Genomic DNA, 16139 nt, shown 5'->3' on the forward strand with positions numbered 1-16139 from the left:
CGATGGTTCAATGAACTGCTCGAAGCCAGCGCCCGGATCCGCGCCACGCGCACGCTGAACAAGCGCTCGCCGCGGATGGTCAAGCGGCGTCACTCGCCTTACGCATCATTCGACCACCACGCGCCGACGCGCGTGCCCACGGATTGCACTCCCGAGATCATCGGCCCTCCCGGACCCCGACCCAAACCAGCCGACTCCCACATACCGCGCCGTTTCAGGTCCTTCATAGTCTAAACGAACAGTATTGGGGCTTGCCCAAGCAATGTCGGATTTCACTTCAGTGCGTTTCATGCGCTTGCTTTCGAAAGTGTGGAGAGGGAATTGACGGTGTTGAGGTGTTCCGTGGCCATGTCGCGCAAGACGTTCTTGAGGATCTTGATGCCGTTGGGGCCGCTCATCTGAGGGAAGTCGTCGACCACGACGATGCGCCGTGGCACCTTGTATCCAGCAATGCCCGCCTTGCAGTACGCAAGCAGTTCGGACTCTGCGGCAGGCTGCTCCGATGCGCGAATGAACGCCACGGCAACGTCGCCTTCGCCTTCCTGATAAACGCCGACCACTTGCGCGGCATCGACCGCGGGGTGTCTGGCGAGGAAGTCCTCGACCTCGGTCGGGTCAACCAGGTAGCCCTTCAGTCGCAGGCTGTCCTTGAGTCTCGCCAGGTAGCAAAAGCTGCCGCCGTCCGCGTAGGCTAGGTCGCCTGTCTTGAACCAACCGTCCGCTGTGAACGCCTCAGCAGTGGCAGTCGGATTGTTCAAGTAGCCGATCATTACGTTGTAGCCGCGCAGTTGAAGCTCACCCTGTGCGCCCTCAGCCACTGGCGAGCCGCTTACCGGGTCCGCGATGCGGAACTGAATACTTGGCGAGATCGGTGTGCCACCGGGCATGCCTCGCACCTCTGCCTCCGCGCTCGGATCACGGATGGCCGTCATCGCGAAGCACTCCGACATCCCATAGAGGCCACTCAAGCGCAGGCCCAAGTCATTCCAGGCGCGCTCGATCACTTTGCGCCCGAGACCCGCGAACTCGGCGAAGCTCCCGCGGCGCCAGGTGGCGAGCGAGCCGCCTTTGGCGTTGAGCACCATGTCGAGCATTCCATCTGAACCAAAGAAGTGGGTGATGCAGTACTTCTCGATGGCTGCGGCCGCGGCGTCCGCTTTGAACACCGGCAGAAAAACACAGGCCCCGCCGGCGGCGAGCGTTGCAAAGGCCTTGACGAAGCCGAGCACGCCGTAAAGGGGCAGCGCGCACAACATCGCATCGCCCAGGTGGATGTCGTTCACGCGGCCGGCATTGCGGGCATGGGTCGCGATCCCGCCTTGCGTGTGAACTGCCAGCTTCGGCTTGCCGGTGGTGCCGGAGGTGCTGAAGGTACAGAGCGGGTCGGAGTCCTGGCCGGCAATCTCCGGATGAGGTGCGTAGTCACCCCATTGAAAGCCCGCACCAGCGGGCACGTCGATCACATGCTCGAGAGTGGGTTCAGACGCTTGAATGGCGAGCGATGCCCCCAGATAGTCGAAGTCCAGGAACGTTGTCGGAACCACCAGCACGCGCGCCCGTGACGTGGCCACCACATGCTGTGCTTCCGAGAGCTTGAGGCGGGTGCTGACAGGCACCATGAGCACACCGAGCTGGGCCGCACCGAACAACAGCTGCAGCCATACGGCGCCATCCGGCATCCAGACGGCCATCGTATCGCCGCGGCGCAACCCGAGCTGATGCAGAAACGCGGCTGCACGTTGCGCCGAGATCTTGAGTTCTGCGCGGGATACCGTGTGACCGTCGGCATGAAAAGCCGGTAGATCACCGGAGTGGGTGTTCAGAAGATCAAAAGCCATCACTCGTCTTTCATGCGGCCAGCGCAGATCGCGCAATCTGGAGTCGCTGCATTTCGGAGGTGCCCTCGCCGATACGGAAGGCGCGCGCGTCTCTGTAGAAGCGCTCGATGGGGAGTTCGCACATGTAGCCCATGGCACCAAAAATCTGCAGCACGCGATCGGTGACGCGGCATCCCATTTCGCTAGCGAAGAGCTTCGCGCGCGACGCGGCGATTCGCGCCTGCGGATCGTCGGCCTCGATCATTTCCGCGGCACTGCGAATCAGCAAGCGCGCCGCCTCGATGTCCACATCGTTGTCGGCGACCATGAACTGGATGGCCTGGTGCTGAGACAAGCTGGCGCCGAAGGCCTTGCGTTCCACGGCGTACTCGCATGCCATCGCGTGCGCGCGGGCAGAAAGGCCGAGTGAGCGACTCGCCGAGAGAAGCCGGTCTTGGTTGATCGACTGCATCATCCCCAGGAAGCCCGCGTCGGGCGCGCCGAGCACATCGGCATCGGGCACAAAACAGTTCTCGAGTGAAAAGCCGTTGAGGTGGTAGCCGCGCCAGCCCATCTTCTTGTAGCGCGTCATGCCCACGACGCCCGGGTTGTCGCGGCGCACGATGAATGTTCCGAGCTTCCCCTTGAGCGAGGCAGAAGGATTCGTCACCGCCAGGACGATGATGTAGTCCGCAGTTTCGGCGTGCGAGATGAAGTGCTTGCTGCCGCTCAGCACCCAGCCCCCGTCTGCCTTGACTGCGCGCGTGCGCAACCCGCTCAGATCGGAGCCCGCATTGGGTTCCGTCAGTGCGTAGGTGACGATTTTGCTGCCGGACAGGAGGTCAGGCAGCATCGTTTGYCGCTGCTCATCATTGACTTGACTCAGCTGCAGCGGCAAATGGCCGAAAACTTCGCTCAACGGCACTGAGGTGTACGTGAGCTCTTCCAGGATCGCGACCTTTGTCGCGGCCGAGAGGCCCGGCCCACCAATGCTTTCCGGGAGGTTGAAGCCATACAGCCCGAGCGCTGCGACCTCGGATCTCAACTGGGCGAGCAGCTCGAGGCTGACGTCGTCGTCGGTCTCGATCTGTTGTTCAAGCGGGACCAGACGCTGACGCACAAAGCGGCGCGCCGTATCTCGGATCATCAAAAGTTCTGTGTCGGATGTGGTCATGATCATGTGTTTACGAAAACGATTTCGATAATCTTACGAGGTCATGACGAAATGTCAACTGCCATCGAGTAGGGTTCTTGGAAAAACGGTTTCGGTAAACTGTCGATGTCCGCGAGAATGGAGCTCGCAGATTCACCAAGGAACGCAACTTGAACATCCAAGAATTCGCAGGGAAGCTGAAGCTGTCGGTCAGCACTGTCTCCAAGGCAATGAATGGCCGCGAAGACGTGAGTCCGGCGACGCGCGAGCGCGTCCTGGCAGCGGCCGTCCGCCTGGGCTTTTCGCCCGATCCGGCTGGCCGTCGTTTGCGGCGCCAGTCTTCGGACACCATTGGCTTCGTCTTGTCGGCCCCGCAGGCCTCGTTCGCTCACCCGTTCTTCTTGAACATGCTCATGGGCGTGGATGAGGCGCTGGACGGTTCGAACTACCAGATCATCATTGCGTCAGCCCGGAGCGTTGAAACCGAGATCGACGTGTTCAAGCGGCTGGTCGAGCGCCAACGCGTCGATGCATTGCTGTTTGGTCGTACCCGCAGAGACGATGAGCGGATCGCATACCTTCTGGAGCGGGACGTTCCATTTGTCGCGTTCGGACGAAGTGAAACATCCACCGATTACCCGTACCTGGACATCGATCACACCGTTGTCGGTCGCGCTGGATGCGCGCGATTCATCGCGCTGGGGCATCGCCGGATTGCCCTGGTCCACTCGCCCGAGTTCCTGATGTTCAGTCACTATCAGCGCATCGGGTACGAGGCGGCATTGCGCGCCGCGGGAATCGAGATTGACCCCGACTTGTGCGTCGAAGAAGCGATCTCGGAAGAAGGCGGTGTGAGCGCTGCGCGTCGTTTGCTGGATCTTCCCGATCCGCCGACCGCCATCGTCTGCGGCCACGACCTGGTTGCGCTGGGCGTCATGCGGGCCATCTCCGAGACGGGAAGAACGCCGGGCGAGGACGTCGGTGTCATCGGCGGTGATGATCATCCGATTGGCCGCTATGTCACGCCGGCGCTGACTACCTTTTCTGCGGAGACCCATCGGGCAGGGAAGCGGATGGTCGAGATGCTGATGTCGCGTCTGGATGGGACGCCGGCGAGCGAATTGCAGGAAATATGGAGGCCCGAGCTCATCGTCCGCTCTTCCGATGGTCCGCGCCGCGTGGCTCGCGCACGGCCATCGACGGCAGTTGTTGAGAGCAAGAAGAAGGGAGGGAAAGCACATGCTCAGCCGTGAATCTGGCTCCGGTGAAGTTCAGTACGTTGACCCTGACGATCTGGCTGCGCCCGGCGGGCACTATAGCCATGTAAGTGTTGCGCAAGGACTTGCCTTCGTCTCTGGTCAATTGCCCATTACTGCTGCCGGTCTCAAGCTGGTCGACGCCTCCTTCGAGGATCAAGCGCGCCAGGTGCTGGCGAATGTCAAGACGGCGCTGGAGACCGCCGGCAGCGAAGTCAAGCACCTCGTACAAGTCCGCGTGTATGTCGATGACATGGCGAACTGGCCAGCCTTCAATGCGATCTATCGCGAGTGGGCTGGCAGCGTCCGACCTTCCCGTGCAGTCGTGCCCACGGGACCACTGCATTTCGGGCTGAAAGTTGAGGTGGAGGCAATCGGGCTTGTCACCGGCGCGTCGCTCTCGCCTGCCTGAGACTGCGTCCGGGCATCGCAGGCTCTCAGGGCGCACGCGTGCCTTGGAGCCTGTTGCGCTCAAGCACGCCGAGTACCAGGCGGCTCAGCGTTACGCTGCACATGTAGATCAGCGTACCGGTCGCCGTCGAGTTCGAGCAGCCGCGCTTGCGCGGGACCACATCAACACATTAGAGGAGCGTAAGTATGAAAGTTCTTGTACCTGTCAAACGGGTCGTCGACTACAACGTGAAGGTGCGCGTCAAGAGCGACGGCACCGGGGTGGACATTGCCAACGTCAAGATGAGCATGAACCCCTTCGACGAAATCGCCGTGGAAGAAGCCGTGCGCCTCAAGGAAAAGGGCGTTGTGACCGACGTCATCGCCGTCTCCTGCGGTGACGCCAAGTGCCAGGAAACCCTGCGCACCGCCATGGCCATCGGCGCCGACCGCGGCATCCTGGTGGAAACCGCAGAAGAGCTGCAACCCCTGGCCGTCGCCAAGCTGCTCAAGGCCCTGGTCGACAAGGAACAGCCCCAGCTCATCATCCTGGGCAAGCAGGCCATCGACGACGACGCCAACCAGACCGGCCAGATGCTCGCGGCCCTGGCGGACCTGCCCCAAGCCACCTTCGCCTCCAAGGTCGAAGTCGCTGGCGACAAAGCTACCGTCACCCGCGAAGTCGACGGCGGCCTCGAAACCGTCTCCCTCACGCTGCCGGCCGTCGTCACGACCGACCTGCGCCTGAACGAGCCGCGCTACGTCACCTTGCCCAACATCATGAAGGCCAAGAAGAAGCAGCTCGACACCTTCAAGCCCGAAGACCTGGGTGTCGATGTGAAGCCCCGCCTGAAGACCCTGAAGGTCAGCGAGCCGCCCAAGCGCGGCGCTGGCATCAAGGTGCCTGACGTTGCAACGCTGGTGGACAAACTGAAGAACGAAGCGAAGGTGATCTGAACATGACCGCACTTGTTATTGCCGAACACGACCACGCGACCGTCAAGCCCGCGACCCTGAACACCGTGACTGCCGCGCTGGCTTGCGGCGGCGATGTCCACGTGCTGGTGGCCGGTGCCAATGCCGCCGAAGCCGGCAAGGCCGCCGCCCAGATCGCGGGCGTTGCCAAGGTCATCGTGGCCGACGGCCCCAGCCTCGCTGAAAACCTGGCCGAGAACGTCGCAGCCCAGGTGCTGACGATCGCATCCAACTACAGCCACATCCTGTTCCCCTCGACCGCCAACGGCAAGAACGTCGCTCCGCGCGTGGCCGCCAAGCTCGACGTGGCGCAGATCAGCGACATCACCAAGGTCGATAGCCCCGACACCTTCGAGCGCCCGATCTACGCCGGCAACGCCATCGCCACCGTGCAGAGCAGCGATGCGACCAAGGTGATCACGGTGCGCACGACCGGCTTCGACGCCGCAGCCGCCACCGGTGGCAGCGCAGCGATTGAAACGGCCGAAGGCGTTGCCGACAGCGGCAAGAGCAGCTTCGTAGGCCGCGAGGTCACGAAGAGCGAACGCCCCGAACTGACCGCCGCCAAGATCATCGTCTCGGGCGGCCGGGCTCTCGGCAGCGCAGAGAAGTTCACCGAGGTGATGGCACCTCTGGCCGACAAGCTCAACGCGGGCCTGGGCGCCAGCCGCGCCGCAGTGGATGCGGGCTACGCCCCGAACGACTGGCAAGTGGGCCAGACGGGCAAGATCGTCGCCCCGCAGCTGTACATCGCAGCAGGCATCTCGGGCGCCATCCAGCATCTGGCCGGCATGAAGGACTCCAAGGTGATCGTGGCGATCAACAAGGACGAAGAAGCCCCGATCTTCTCGGTGGCCGACTACGGCCTCATGGCCGACCTGTTCACGGCCGTGCCGGAACTGGTCGAAGCTATCTAAATAGGGTCGCCTCTATCCGGAGCAGGGCCGGATACGACAGGCTCAAGGTGGCCCCGCCCCGCGCGTCGTCTTGATCTGCGTCGACGTCGCAAATGCGTTGCGGCAACCCTTCGATCCGAGCGACACGGCCTCCGTTACCAAAGAACGAAAGAGTCGAATTGAGAGGAGACGATTTTGAAGAACAGAAAGACCTCACTTCGTGGAAGCTACGTCAGGCGCGGTGTCAAGAGACATAGGCAGGCCGCCGAAGATGCCAAGCGCGATAAACAGTGACGTTTCGCGCAGCAGACCCAGCCGCTGTCGGCGACTCGCTTCGACGGCACGAACTTTGGCGCCCGCTCAGCGCAGTTCATCATGAGCCGTACGGCCTGATAGCCAGCAAAGCATCCAGTCGTGGGCCAACACCGCGTCCGTATCGCGACCCAATGTGGGAGGGGTGAGGAACGGACGCCGCGCGGCCTCCGAGATCTTCAACCGCATATCGGGCGAGCGCGCGGAGCCGCCCTCTGCACAAAAAGGCACATTGACCACCACGTCGCCCGCTAGGACCTGTGGATCGTTCAGCGCCTGCCCGAAGGAAATCGCAGGTCTGCAGCTCCTTCGTCGTATCAAAGTATCGGCGGCTCAGGTGAGACTATTGCTCTACGCGCATTGCCCTAGTCGAGGACGATGTTGCCCTTCTTGACGACGGCAGTCCAGCGGGCCGCGTCCTCTTCGACATAGCGGGCAAATGCCTCGCTACTGTTACCAACCGGTTCGTACTCAAGAGATCGAATGCGCTCGGCCACATCGGGCAATGCCACGATTCTTTGAATCTCGGCGGAGAGTTTTGAGATGATCGCGGCGGGGGTACCTGCCGGTACGAAAAAGCCGCCCCAGCCGGACAGATTGGCCATTGGATAACCTACCTCCTCAAAGGTCGGAACCTCCGGGAGCTTTTTTAGCCGAGCCGGGGCGCCCACCGCCAGGACGCGAACGTCCTTCAGGTGATTCAAGTAAAAGCCGGGTGAACCGGTGGCGGCGGTCACCCTCCCACCCAGCAGGTCCGAAAGCGGCTCCGCCTCGCCCTTGTACGCCACGTGGGTCCAGTCTGCGCCGGACTTTTGGCGAATGGCCTCGCTGATGATGTGCCCCGTCGATCCGATGCCCCAGGACGCGACGCTGACGCGTTGCTGTGGCTCCTTCGACATGCGAACCAAGTCCGACAGCGATTTCGCGGCGCTGTCGTTCTTGACCACCAGCACGACCGGCATCGTCGCGACGAGGGAGACCGGAACGAGATCCTGCAGGCGGTATGGCGCGGCAGGCCGCACAACCGTATTCTGTACAACGGAAGCGAGGCTCAGAAGGACCGTGTACCCGTCAGGTGGCGCCTTGGCCACGGCGGCGGCGGCCAGCATCCCCGCAGCGCCGGCTTTCGATTCAACAATCACAGGCTGCTTCCAGGCGGCACTCATCTTCTCGGCGACGGCGCGGCCGATTGCATCCAGAGTGCCCCCCGCGGGAGCCGACAAGATGAGCCGGATTGGCTTTTCCGGATAGCCAGTCTGCGCGGTAGCAGGCGGAGCCCATGCAACGCCGGTCACGAGGAACGCAGCGAGAATCGGCACGATCGCAATCGCTTGGCGGCGCTTGATCAATGCGGGGGGAAGGGACAGTCTCATCGAAGGCTCCATCGTTCTGAATGCCACATTGAAGTTCGTCGTGCATCAGCCGCCCGGAACAATTGCGACAATGTAGGGGTATATACCGCCGTCGAAGGCGCCGCCTTCAATCACCCCGAACAAGCGGCTGCGACGGCAGGCTTCGCAGCACGACAAGATGGCGATAGCCGAGCCGGATCCAGCCGCCTTCCTCGAGCTTGCGCAGTTCGATGCACACACGCTGCCGAGATGCACCTACCGCATGTGCGAGATCCTGTTGTGAAACCTCCAGCCGGATGCCCTGATGCTCGGCCGCAGGCGGCTCATGCGCGGCCAACCGGTGAAGCACTCCGAGAATACGGCGTTCCAGCCTTCCGGCGGTGAACGTGACGAACACTTCGACAAGTTCGGACGCAAAGGCACTCACAATTCGTGCGAATTGCAGGGCGCCTTGCGGATCCGTGGACAGATGGCGATACAGGGCGTCGGCATCTACTTGGACGGCTTGGACCTGCCCAGTGGCCACCGCCTCTGCCGAAAACGGCAGGCGCCCGAGAACCGATGCGAGCCCCACGAACTCCCCAGGCATGAACCAGCGGAGCAACACTTCCTCGCCCTCGGGCGTGATGCCTGCAAGCCGTACCTTGCCAGCGAGCAGCAAGAACACCGAACCTGCGACTGCGCCACTGCTGAGCACAACCTCACGGTCCTCGAAGCTGCGCATTTGACCGAGGGCGCGGATAGCTCCTGCCGTTGAGGGCGGCAGCAAACCCATTGCTGCAGCGAATGTGTCGGCCCCTGGGCGGCGAAGGCTGGCGTCGGTAATCACCCTTGGATTGTCTCACTTGCGAAAATTTGATCCGGTTGGCTGACCCCTAATCAGGTCTTTTATCGTCAGCGACACATCCCATGGACTACGACTCGCACTTTTCCGGAACCATCGGCCGAACCTACAAGAGCTCAACGCCCTGGACGCCGCCTGAAGCCAAGGCACCCGCGGACGCCCCGGACGTGATCTTCATTGTTCTGGATGACGTAGGCTTCTCCGACCTGGGCTGCTATGGGTCCGAAATCGAAACTCCCAATATGGACCGCCTTGCGCGGATGGGCGCGCAGTACACGAACTTTCACGTGACTTCGATGTGCTCACCCACGCGAGCCTGCATGCTGACCGGGCGCAATGCGCATGCCGTTGGCATGGGCGCCATTGCCGAGTGGGCCGGCGGTTACCCCTCCTACCGCGGGCATATAAGCAAGCGGGCCGGAACGCTTGCAGAGAATTTGCGCGGACATGCCTACAGCACGATGGCAGTGGGCAAGTGGCACCTGACGCCCATGAAGGAAATCAGCGCTGCCGGGCCGTTCACACAATGGCCGCTGGGCCGCGGCTTTGACCACTGGTATGGCTTCCAGGGCGCGATGACGGACCAGTGGAATCCAGAGCTTTTCCGCGACAACCATCCCGTGGACCTGACTCCTCGGCTTGACTATCACCTCACCAACGACCTGGTGGATCAGTCCATCGCGATGATCCGCGATCTCCGGGTGGCGAACGCGACGCGCCCCTACTTCATGTACCTCGCGTTAGGTGCATGCCACTTCCCGCATCATGTTCCGGCCGAATTCATCCACAAGTATCACAAGCGCTACGCCAAAGGCTGGGACGCCATCCGCGAAGAGCGCCTGGCCCGACAGCGTTCCTTGGGCGTGGTGCCGGAAAACACCAGTCTCCCCGAGCGGAACCCTGGTGTGAAGAGTTGGGCAGACATCGAGGAGCAAGATCGGGAGTTCCTCGAACGCTCCCAGGAGGTATTTGCCGGGTTCCTGGACCACACCGACCAGCAGATTGGACGGCTGATCTCGTACTTGGAAGACAGCGGACGCATCGAGAACACGATGATCGTGCTGATATCCGACAACGGCGCCAGTCCCGAAGGCGGCCCGCTCGGATCGATTTCGCTGAACATGCGCAAGGCGATCTACCACGGCCCGGAGACTGCGCAGCAACGCGAAGGCGCGCTGGACAAGTTGGGCGGACCCTACACCTATCCGCACTATGCCGCCGGCTGGGCACAGGTCAGCAACACCCCGCTCAAGTGGTACAAGATGAATACGTATGGTGGCGGCGTGCGTGCGCCGCTGCTGGTGCACTGGCCTAGGGGCATCACTGAGCCTGGCCTGCGCACTCAGTATCACCACGTGATCGACCTGTTCCCGACGGTACTCGATGTGCTTGGTGTCCCGGCGTTGGGCGTGCACCAGGGCGTCGAGCAGGTGCCAGTGCACGGCACGAGCATGCGCTACACGTTTGAAGATCCCACGGCGTCGACGCGCAAGGTCACCCAGCACTTCGAACTGAACGGCGACCGGGCTATCTGGCATCGCGGCTGGAAGGCCGTTACGCTGCATCAACCGGGGACGGATTTCGATGCCGACCGCTGGGCCCTCTATCACCTGGACAATGATTTCTCAGAGTGCCACGACCTGGGGGACAAGTTTCCGGACCGTCTGCGCGAGATGGTCGACCTGTGGTGGTCGGAGGCTCGTGCCTTCGAAGTGCTGCCGCTGGACGATCGCAAGTGGGGTCGATTGCCGCCCGAAGCACCGCAGGTGCAGACCCGGGTGTACGAGTACCGAGCGGGCCAAGCGCGGATCGATCGGCTGAGCGCGCCGGACTTGACCTCTCGCTCCTATGCGATCGCCGCCGACATCGTGATTCCGCCGTCGGGCGCGGAAGGTGTCCTGCTCGCGTTCGGGACGGCGCTGGCCGGCTACACCATGTACATAAAAGGCGGGAAGTTGGTGCACGAGTACGTCTTTTCCGAGGACGAGAAGTTCGTGGTGACGTCGAATGGGGTACTGGCGCCCGGCCCTCGCACGGTGCGCTACGAGTTTGCGCGGCACGGCGACAGTGGCGGCGTTGGCCGTCTGGTGGTCGACGGCGCCGTGGTGGGCACTGTGCGGGTGGAACGGACTTGGCCGCACCGCGCCGTGCAGTCCGGTCTGACCTGCGGCCGCGACACCGGCCTACCAGTGAGTCTGGCGTACGAGGCACCATTCGCGTTCACCGGCCAGATCGCCAAGGTGCTGGTAGAGGTGGCCCCGGATGGAGAGACCGACGCTGCCTTCGTCGGTCGCGCTGCCGAGATCGAGCAGTGAACGCCGGGTACGACTTCATCGTCGTTGGCGCTGGCTCTGCGGGATGCGTCCTGGCCAATCGGCTCTCGGCCGACCCTGCAGTCCGCGTGGCGCTGGTGGAGGCTGGCCCATCGGATCGCGCGTTTCCGGCGAACATCAAGACGTCGCTGCCGGTGGGCAACATCTTCCTGCTGCCGCATGCCAAGTACAACTGGAAGTATGAGTTTCAGGGCGGCGCGGCGATCAATCATCGCAAGATCGCTGTGCCGCGCGGGCGGCTGCTCGGCGGCTGCAGTTCCGTCAACGGTTCCGTGTACGTCCGGGGCCACCCCGCCGACTACGATGCCTGGGAAGCCAAGGGCAATCCGGGATGGTCCTACGAAGAAGTGCTGGCCGCATACAAGCGGCACGAGAACCGCGCGGGAGGACTCGGGCCGCATCACGGTGTTGGCGGCGAACTCGATGTCGTTCGCCCCGGTGCCGCGAACCCCCTATCGCGCGCATTCGTCGAGGCGGCCGTGCAGGCCGGCCACTCGCGCAACGATGACTTCAACGGTGGCCGGCAGGATGGGTTCGGGCTTTGGGAGGTGAATCAACGCGACGGAATCCGCTTGAGCAGCTCGCGCGCATTCCTGCATCCAGTCATGCACCGACCCAATCTCACTGTCCTGACAGACACGCTGGTGGAACGGATCGTGATCGAGGGCGGGCGCGCAGTGGGCGTCGACGTGATCCAAAACGGCAGTCGGCGGCGCCTGAACGCCGCTAGCGAGGTGGTTCTCACAGGGGGGACGGTGAACTCGCCGCAATTGTTGATGCTTTCCGGGGTCGGACCCGCAACGCATTTGATGGACCTCGGCATCCCGGTCGCACAAGATTTGCCGGGTGTTGGCATGAACCTGCAGGATCACGCGTCGGTGCCGCTGTCGATGCGTGATCCGAGCCGACAGTCCTATGCACTCTCTGCGCGCTTCCTGCCGGCCATCGCGCTCAGTCCGTTGGCTTTCTGGTTCTGGCGTTCGGGAATGCTGGCCTCCAATGCCGCCGAGGCCGGCGGCTTCCTGCGCACCGGTCCCTCGCAAACAAGACCCGACGTGCAACTCACGTTCATGGCCGGGCTGAAGAACTCTGCGCGCGCGATTCCACGCGAGCACGGCGTGATGGCTTTCGTGACGCTGCTGCGGCCATTGAGCCGCGGTCACCTCCGCCTCAAGTCTGCGCGTCCGGAGGACCAACCCCTCATGCGCCCTTGCTTCCTCGAAGAGCTTTCCGACCTACGCACGCTGGTGAGCGGCGTCCGCGAAGCGCGGCGCATCTTCGCTGCCGATGCAATGGCTCGGCACCTTGGAACGGAGTTGTTTCCCGGCGCGGCGGTTGAGTCGGATGCGGAACTGGAGCAGGCCATACGTGCTGGACTTATGACTATCTACCACCCTGTCGGTACTTGCAAGATGGGGCCCCAGTCTGACCCGGCAGCAGTCGTGGACGCGCAATTGCGCGTCCATGGAATCGAGGGATTGCGGGTCGCAGATGCTTCGATCATGCCCGACATCATCTCGGGCAATACCAGCGCACCGGCCATGATGATCGGGGAGCGTGCCGCCGAGTTCATCTGCAATCCTGTCCTGCCATCCCAGCGCCCGCAAATGACCAAAGAGAGAGCCCTGCAGCATGCGTAATAGACAAGACGTCCCCGCCTGGTTGGATGACAGTCCTCGCCTTCTTCTGATTGACGGGCGGCGTGTGCCGGCGCTATCGGGCAAGACCTTCGAAACGCGCAATCCCGCAACGGGAGAACTTCTCGCGAATGTCGCTTGGGCCGAGGCTGAAGACATCGACGCGACGGTCGCTGCGGCGCGACGTGCCCTGGAGGGTCCTTGGAAACGCATGAAGCCCTTTGACCGCCAGCAATGCCTGCTGAAGCTCGCGGACCTCGTCGATGCGAGTTTCAACGAGCTCGCGCTGCTCGATACCCTGGACATGGGAGCCCCGATCAGCGCAACAATAGGGAGACGCTCGCGGGCAGTCGGACTGCTGCGCTACTACGCCGGATTGGCGACCGCGGTGCACGGGCAGACCATCCCGAATTCCCAGGCGGGTGCGGTTTTCTCCTATACCGTGAAGGAGCCGGTCGGCGTCGTCGCGGCTATCAACCCGTGGAACGGACCGCTCGGTATGGCGATCTGGAAGATTGCCCCGGCGCTCGCAGCGGGCTGCACCATCATCATCAAGCCGGCGGAACAGGCCCCTCTGTCGCCATTGCGGCTGGGCGAGCTGTGCCTGGAAGCAGGGATTCCGCCCGGCGTAGTCAACGTGGTGGCCGGCGGCAGCGAAGCGGGTGCTGCGCTGGCCGCACATCCTGGCGTGGACAAGGTTGCGTTCACCGGATCCACGGAGGTGGGGCGCAAGATCATTCAAGCCTCCGCCGGCAACATCAAGCGCGTATCGCTCGAGTTAGGCGGGAAGTCGCCCAACATTGTCTTCGCCGATGCTGACCTGGACGCCGCGGTGCCCGGCGCAGCGATGGCCGTATTCGCCAACTCGGGCCAAATCTGCAGCGCGGGAACCCGTCTGTTCGTGGAACGACACATCTATGACGAATTCGTTGCGCGAGTGGCGGACTTCGCCCGCGGCCTGCGCCTCGGCGATCCGCGCGACCCTACGACGCAGTTGGGGCCACTGGTGTCCGCCGCGCAGTTGGACCGAGTTTGCGGCTACCTTGCATCAGGGGTGCAGGAGGGGGCCGTCGCGCTGGCGGGAGGGGGCCGCAAAGCCGGCCCCGAATACGACGCAGGATACTTCGTTGAGCCAACCGTGTTCTCCTCGGTCAGTGACGGCATGCGGATCGCCCGCGAAGAGATTTTCGGGCCGGTCATTTCCGCGCTGCCATTCGACTCCGTCGACGAGGCCATTTGGCGCGGCAATGACACAGTCTATGGCTTGGGCGCCGGCGTATGGACCCGAGACGTGGGTACGGCGATGCAAGTCAGTGCCGGACTTCGCAGCGGCTCCGTGTGGGTGAATTGCTACCAACTGATGGATCCTGCCGTGCCGTTCGGCGGCTACAAGATGAGCGGGTACGGCCGCGAATCCGGCACCGAGCATATGGAAGAGTTCCTCCAGACCAAGGCCATCTGGATCAAGAGCGCCTGAACGCAGCCGGCCAACCCCGCTTGTTTACGCTTCGGATCCCGCAGCTACCCGGCCGCCAAGGCCGAGATCGCGGAGCTGGCGAACGTCCGGCATGTGTTCGTCAAGGCCTGCGCCCGCGTGAACAACCGTGCCGAGAACAGCCATCAGGCCCACCCGTGAGAGGGAGCGGCGCATGCGAGGTTTTCGCCTGCCTGAGCGCTTCGACGCCTGGCGCCTTTTCACAGGCCTCACCCAAAATCCGTCCTCCGCCTTCTGAATCGCAACGCCACCTGCCGATGTTGCAGCCACTGGCGGCCAACGTGACAACGCCCTTTCAGACTGATTGCTGAAGTTCACCCGCGAGGCGCGAAGGGCGCAGATGGGCCCGTTGCTGTCCGTCGCCACCGAGCGGCCAACGGCAGGTATGCAGGGCGAAAGCGGCCACCAAAACCCTCGCCGCAGGACAATACTACCTTGCAGCCCTGATGATCGTGGGCGCCGTCACCGTCGAGGTGATCGGCCACCACAACCGGAATCGCGCGAGCGCCATGCCGAAGCTCAAAGTGGCGGCCTAAATCGGGCGACGTGGGCGGCAGGGGTGAGGGAAACCCGGCATTCGAGTGCCGTTGACAAGCCGGACAATGGCACGTTTATATCGATGCGAGCGAAGTCCGATGCAAACTGGCAAAGCCACTCAGATCCAGCTCGACATCACCTCTGACCTGCAGAAGTGGCGGGCATTCCTGGCCATTGCAGAACTCGGCAGCCTGACGCGAGCAGCCCTGTTTCTGGACAGCAATCAATCCCTGCTGAGCCGCCATCTGAATTCGCTTGAGCGGGAATGCAAGGCGCGGCTCTTCAATCGCACAGGCCGCGGCGTGGCACTGTCCGATGTCGGCCAGCGCATCTTTCCGCTGGTAAAGGCGCTTCTCTCGGATGCGGAGCAGCTGGAGCTGGAAATCCATGGTGAGGCGCGCGAGCCTTCTGGCCGAGTCACCATCGGATCGCTGCCCTCGATCACCAATCCGATCGTCGGCCGCCTGTTCAAACAGTTGCGCGAACGCCATCCGGGAATCCAGCTCAAGATCCTCGAAGGCTCGAGCGGTCAGGTAGAGGAATGGCTGTCCGACGCGCGCGTCGACATAGCCATTCTCTATCGATACGGCAATGCACATTACGAGCAGGAGCAGGCGCTTGCCACCGTCGACAGCTACCTGATCGGCCCCGCGGGTGACCGATTGACTGCTGCACCCGAAGTTGCCTTTTCCGCCCTGCACGAGTTGCCTTTCATCCTGCCGAGCGCTCCGAATGGGCTGCGCACGGCACTGGACGCGATGGCCCGGCAGGGGCACATTACGCTGGCGCCGGCCATCGAAGCCGATTCGCTTCCGCTGATGCGAACGACAGTCGCCGAAGCTCGGCTCTACACCGTGCTACCCATCCATGCGGTGTGGGCCGAATTGAAGGAAGGGCGTCTGCAAGCGGCCAAGATCGTTTCGCCGCCACTGCAGCGCATCGTTTCCATGGCCCTGGCGCGCACGAAGGGACCCGCGCGGGCGGTATCTGCGGTCGCGGCGGAAATCGTCAGCGTCGTGGAAGACAGCGCGCGCAGCGGGATGTGGCACTCCGGCGGTCCCGCGTAGCCTCGTCTTGCGTGCGCACGCATAGCAGCGTTGCGTCGCGCACAGCTGCTCGCATCGTCCCGGTCGCCTAAGCTC

General features: G+C 63.0%; 12 protein-coding genes and 2 pseudogenes. 10 read left to right on the forward strand and 4 right to left on the reverse strand.

Annotated features, from left to right (window positions below; translation table 11 throughout):
• Positions 1–234: pseudogene (locus AC1DYD_RS22440) on the forward strand (hypothetical protein); the annotation flags it as partial.
• Between the two features lie 53 nt (positions 235–287).
• Here AC1DYD_RS22440 and AC1DYD_RS22445 read toward each other — a convergent pair.
• Positions 288–1838, reverse strand: coding sequence for an AMP-binding protein (locus tag AC1DYD_RS22445; RefSeq protein ID WP_478174963.1), 1551 nt, complete (start codon positions 1836–1838; stop codon positions 288–290).
• A gap of 10 nt (positions 1839–1848) precedes the next feature.
• Positions 1849–2991, reverse strand: a complete 1143-nt coding sequence (locus AC1DYD_RS22450; protein ID WP_478174964.1) for an acyl-CoA dehydrogenase family protein — start codon at positions 2989–2991, stop codon at positions 1849–1851.
• Between the two features lie 149 nt (positions 2992–3140).
• Here AC1DYD_RS22450 and AC1DYD_RS22455 point away from each other — a divergent pair, with 149 nt between their 5' ends.
• The 4 genes from AC1DYD_RS22455 to AC1DYD_RS22470 all read left to right on the forward strand — a co-directional run bounded on the left by AC1DYD_RS22455 (position 3141) and on the right by AC1DYD_RS22470 (position 6508).
• Complete coding sequence (locus AC1DYD_RS22455) at positions 3141–4223, forward strand: substrate-binding domain-containing protein (RefSeq protein WP_478174965.1); 1083 nt, start codon at positions 3141–3143, stop codon at positions 4221–4223.
• Positions 4210–4638 (forward strand): RidA family protein, encoded by a 429-nt coding sequence (locus tag AC1DYD_RS22460; RefSeq protein ID WP_478174966.1) that lies wholly within the window; start codon positions 4210–4212, stop codon positions 4636–4638. The genes AC1DYD_RS22455 and AC1DYD_RS22460 overlap by 14 nt, the downstream gene beginning before the upstream one ends.
• A 185-nt stretch (positions 4639–4823) precedes the next feature.
• Positions 4824–5573, forward strand: coding sequence for an electron transfer flavoprotein subunit beta/FixA family protein (locus AC1DYD_RS22465; protein ID WP_478174967.1), 750 nt, complete (start codon positions 4824–4826; stop codon positions 5571–5573).
• A 2-nt stretch (positions 5574–5575) separates the two neighbouring features.
• The gene (locus AC1DYD_RS22470; protein WP_478174968.1) at positions 5576–6508 is read left to right on the forward strand and encodes an electron transfer flavoprotein subunit alpha/FixB family protein; all 933 of its coding nucleotides are present in this window, start codon (positions 5576–5578) and stop codon (positions 6506–6508) included.
• 656 nt (positions 6509–7164) lie between these two features.
• On the opposite strand, the gene AC1DYD_RS22475 is transcribed toward AC1DYD_RS22470, so the two are convergent.
• Both AC1DYD_RS22475 and AC1DYD_RS22480 read right to left on the reverse strand, forming a co-directional pair.
• Positions 7165–8172 carry a Bug family tripartite tricarboxylate transporter substrate binding protein gene (locus tag AC1DYD_RS22475; protein ID WP_478174969.1) on the reverse strand — a complete coding sequence of 336 codons (1008 nt, stop codon included), beginning with the start codon at positions 8170–8172 and terminating at the stop codon, positions 7165–7167.
• Positions 8173–8278: 106 nt separating this feature from the next.
• Entirely contained in the window at positions 8279–8980 is a 702-nt protein-coding gene (locus tag AC1DYD_RS22480) for a Crp/Fnr family transcriptional regulator (protein WP_478174970.1), read from the reverse strand.
• A gap of 80 nt (positions 8981–9060) precedes the next feature.
• On the opposite strand from AC1DYD_RS22480, the gene AC1DYD_RS22485 reads away from it, so the two are divergent.
• The 5 genes and pseudogenes from AC1DYD_RS22485 (at position 9061) to AC1DYD_RS22505 (ending at position 16064) form a co-directional block, all read left to right on the forward strand.
• Entirely contained in the window at positions 9061–11310 is a 2250-nt protein-coding gene (locus tag AC1DYD_RS22485) for an arylsulfatase (RefSeq protein WP_478174971.1), read from the forward strand.
• Complete coding sequence (locus tag AC1DYD_RS22490) at positions 11307–12968, forward strand: GMC family oxidoreductase (RefSeq protein WP_478174972.1); 1662 nt, start codon at positions 11307–11309, stop codon at positions 12966–12968. The genes AC1DYD_RS22485 and AC1DYD_RS22490 overlap by 4 nt, the downstream gene beginning before the upstream one ends.
• A complete protein-coding gene (locus AC1DYD_RS22495; RefSeq protein ID WP_478174973.1) occupies positions 12961–14442 on the forward strand; it encodes an aldehyde dehydrogenase family protein in 1482 nt (493 codons plus the stop codon). The genes AC1DYD_RS22490 and AC1DYD_RS22495 overlap by 8 nt, the downstream gene beginning before the upstream one ends.
• 39 nt (positions 14443–14481) lie before the next feature.
• Positions 14482–14698: pseudogene (locus AC1DYD_RS22500) on the forward strand (IS6 family transposase); the annotation flags it as partial.
• A 397-nt stretch (positions 14699–15095) separates the two neighbouring features.
• Positions 15096–16064 (forward strand): LysR substrate-binding domain-containing protein, encoded by a 969-nt coding sequence (locus tag AC1DYD_RS22505; RefSeq protein WP_478174974.1) that lies wholly within the window; start codon positions 15096–15098, stop codon positions 16062–16064.
• Positions 16065–16139 lie beyond the last annotated feature (75 nt).

It is taken from the genome of Variovorax sp. P4_B11 (assembly GCF_056402355.1).

Excerpts from the sequence above, each read along its gene's own strand:
- AC1DYD_RS22460 (WP_478174966.1), top strand. The coding sequence starts at position 4,210 with ATGCTCAGCCGTGAATCTGGCTCCGGTGAAGTTCAGTACGTTGACCCT.
- AC1DYD_RS22445 (WP_478174963.1), bottom strand. The coding sequence starts at position 1,838 with ATGGCTTTTGATCTTCTGAACACCCACTCCGGTGATCTACCGGCTTTT.
- AC1DYD_RS22495 (WP_478174973.1), top strand. The coding sequence starts at position 12,961 with ATGCGTAATAGACAAGACGTCCCCGCCTGGTTGGATGACAGTCCTCGC.
- AC1DYD_RS22485 (WP_478174971.1), top strand. The coding sequence starts at position 9,061 with ATGGACTACGACTCGCACTTTTCCGGAACCATCGGCCGAACCTACAAG.
- AC1DYD_RS22465 (WP_478174967.1), top strand. The coding sequence starts at position 4,824 with ATGAAAGTTCTTGTACCTGTCAAACGGGTCGTCGACTACAACGTGAAG.
- AC1DYD_RS22470 (WP_478174968.1), top strand. The coding sequence starts at position 5,576 with ATGACCGCACTTGTTATTGCCGAACACGACCACGCGACCGTCAAGCCC.
- AC1DYD_RS22475 (WP_478174969.1), bottom strand. The coding sequence starts at position 8,172 with ATGAGACTGTCCCTTCCCCCCGCATTGATCAAGCGCCGCCAAGCGATT.
- AC1DYD_RS22505 (WP_478174974.1), top strand. The coding sequence starts at position 15,096 with ATGCAAACTGGCAAAGCCACTCAGATCCAGCTCGACATCACCTCTGAC.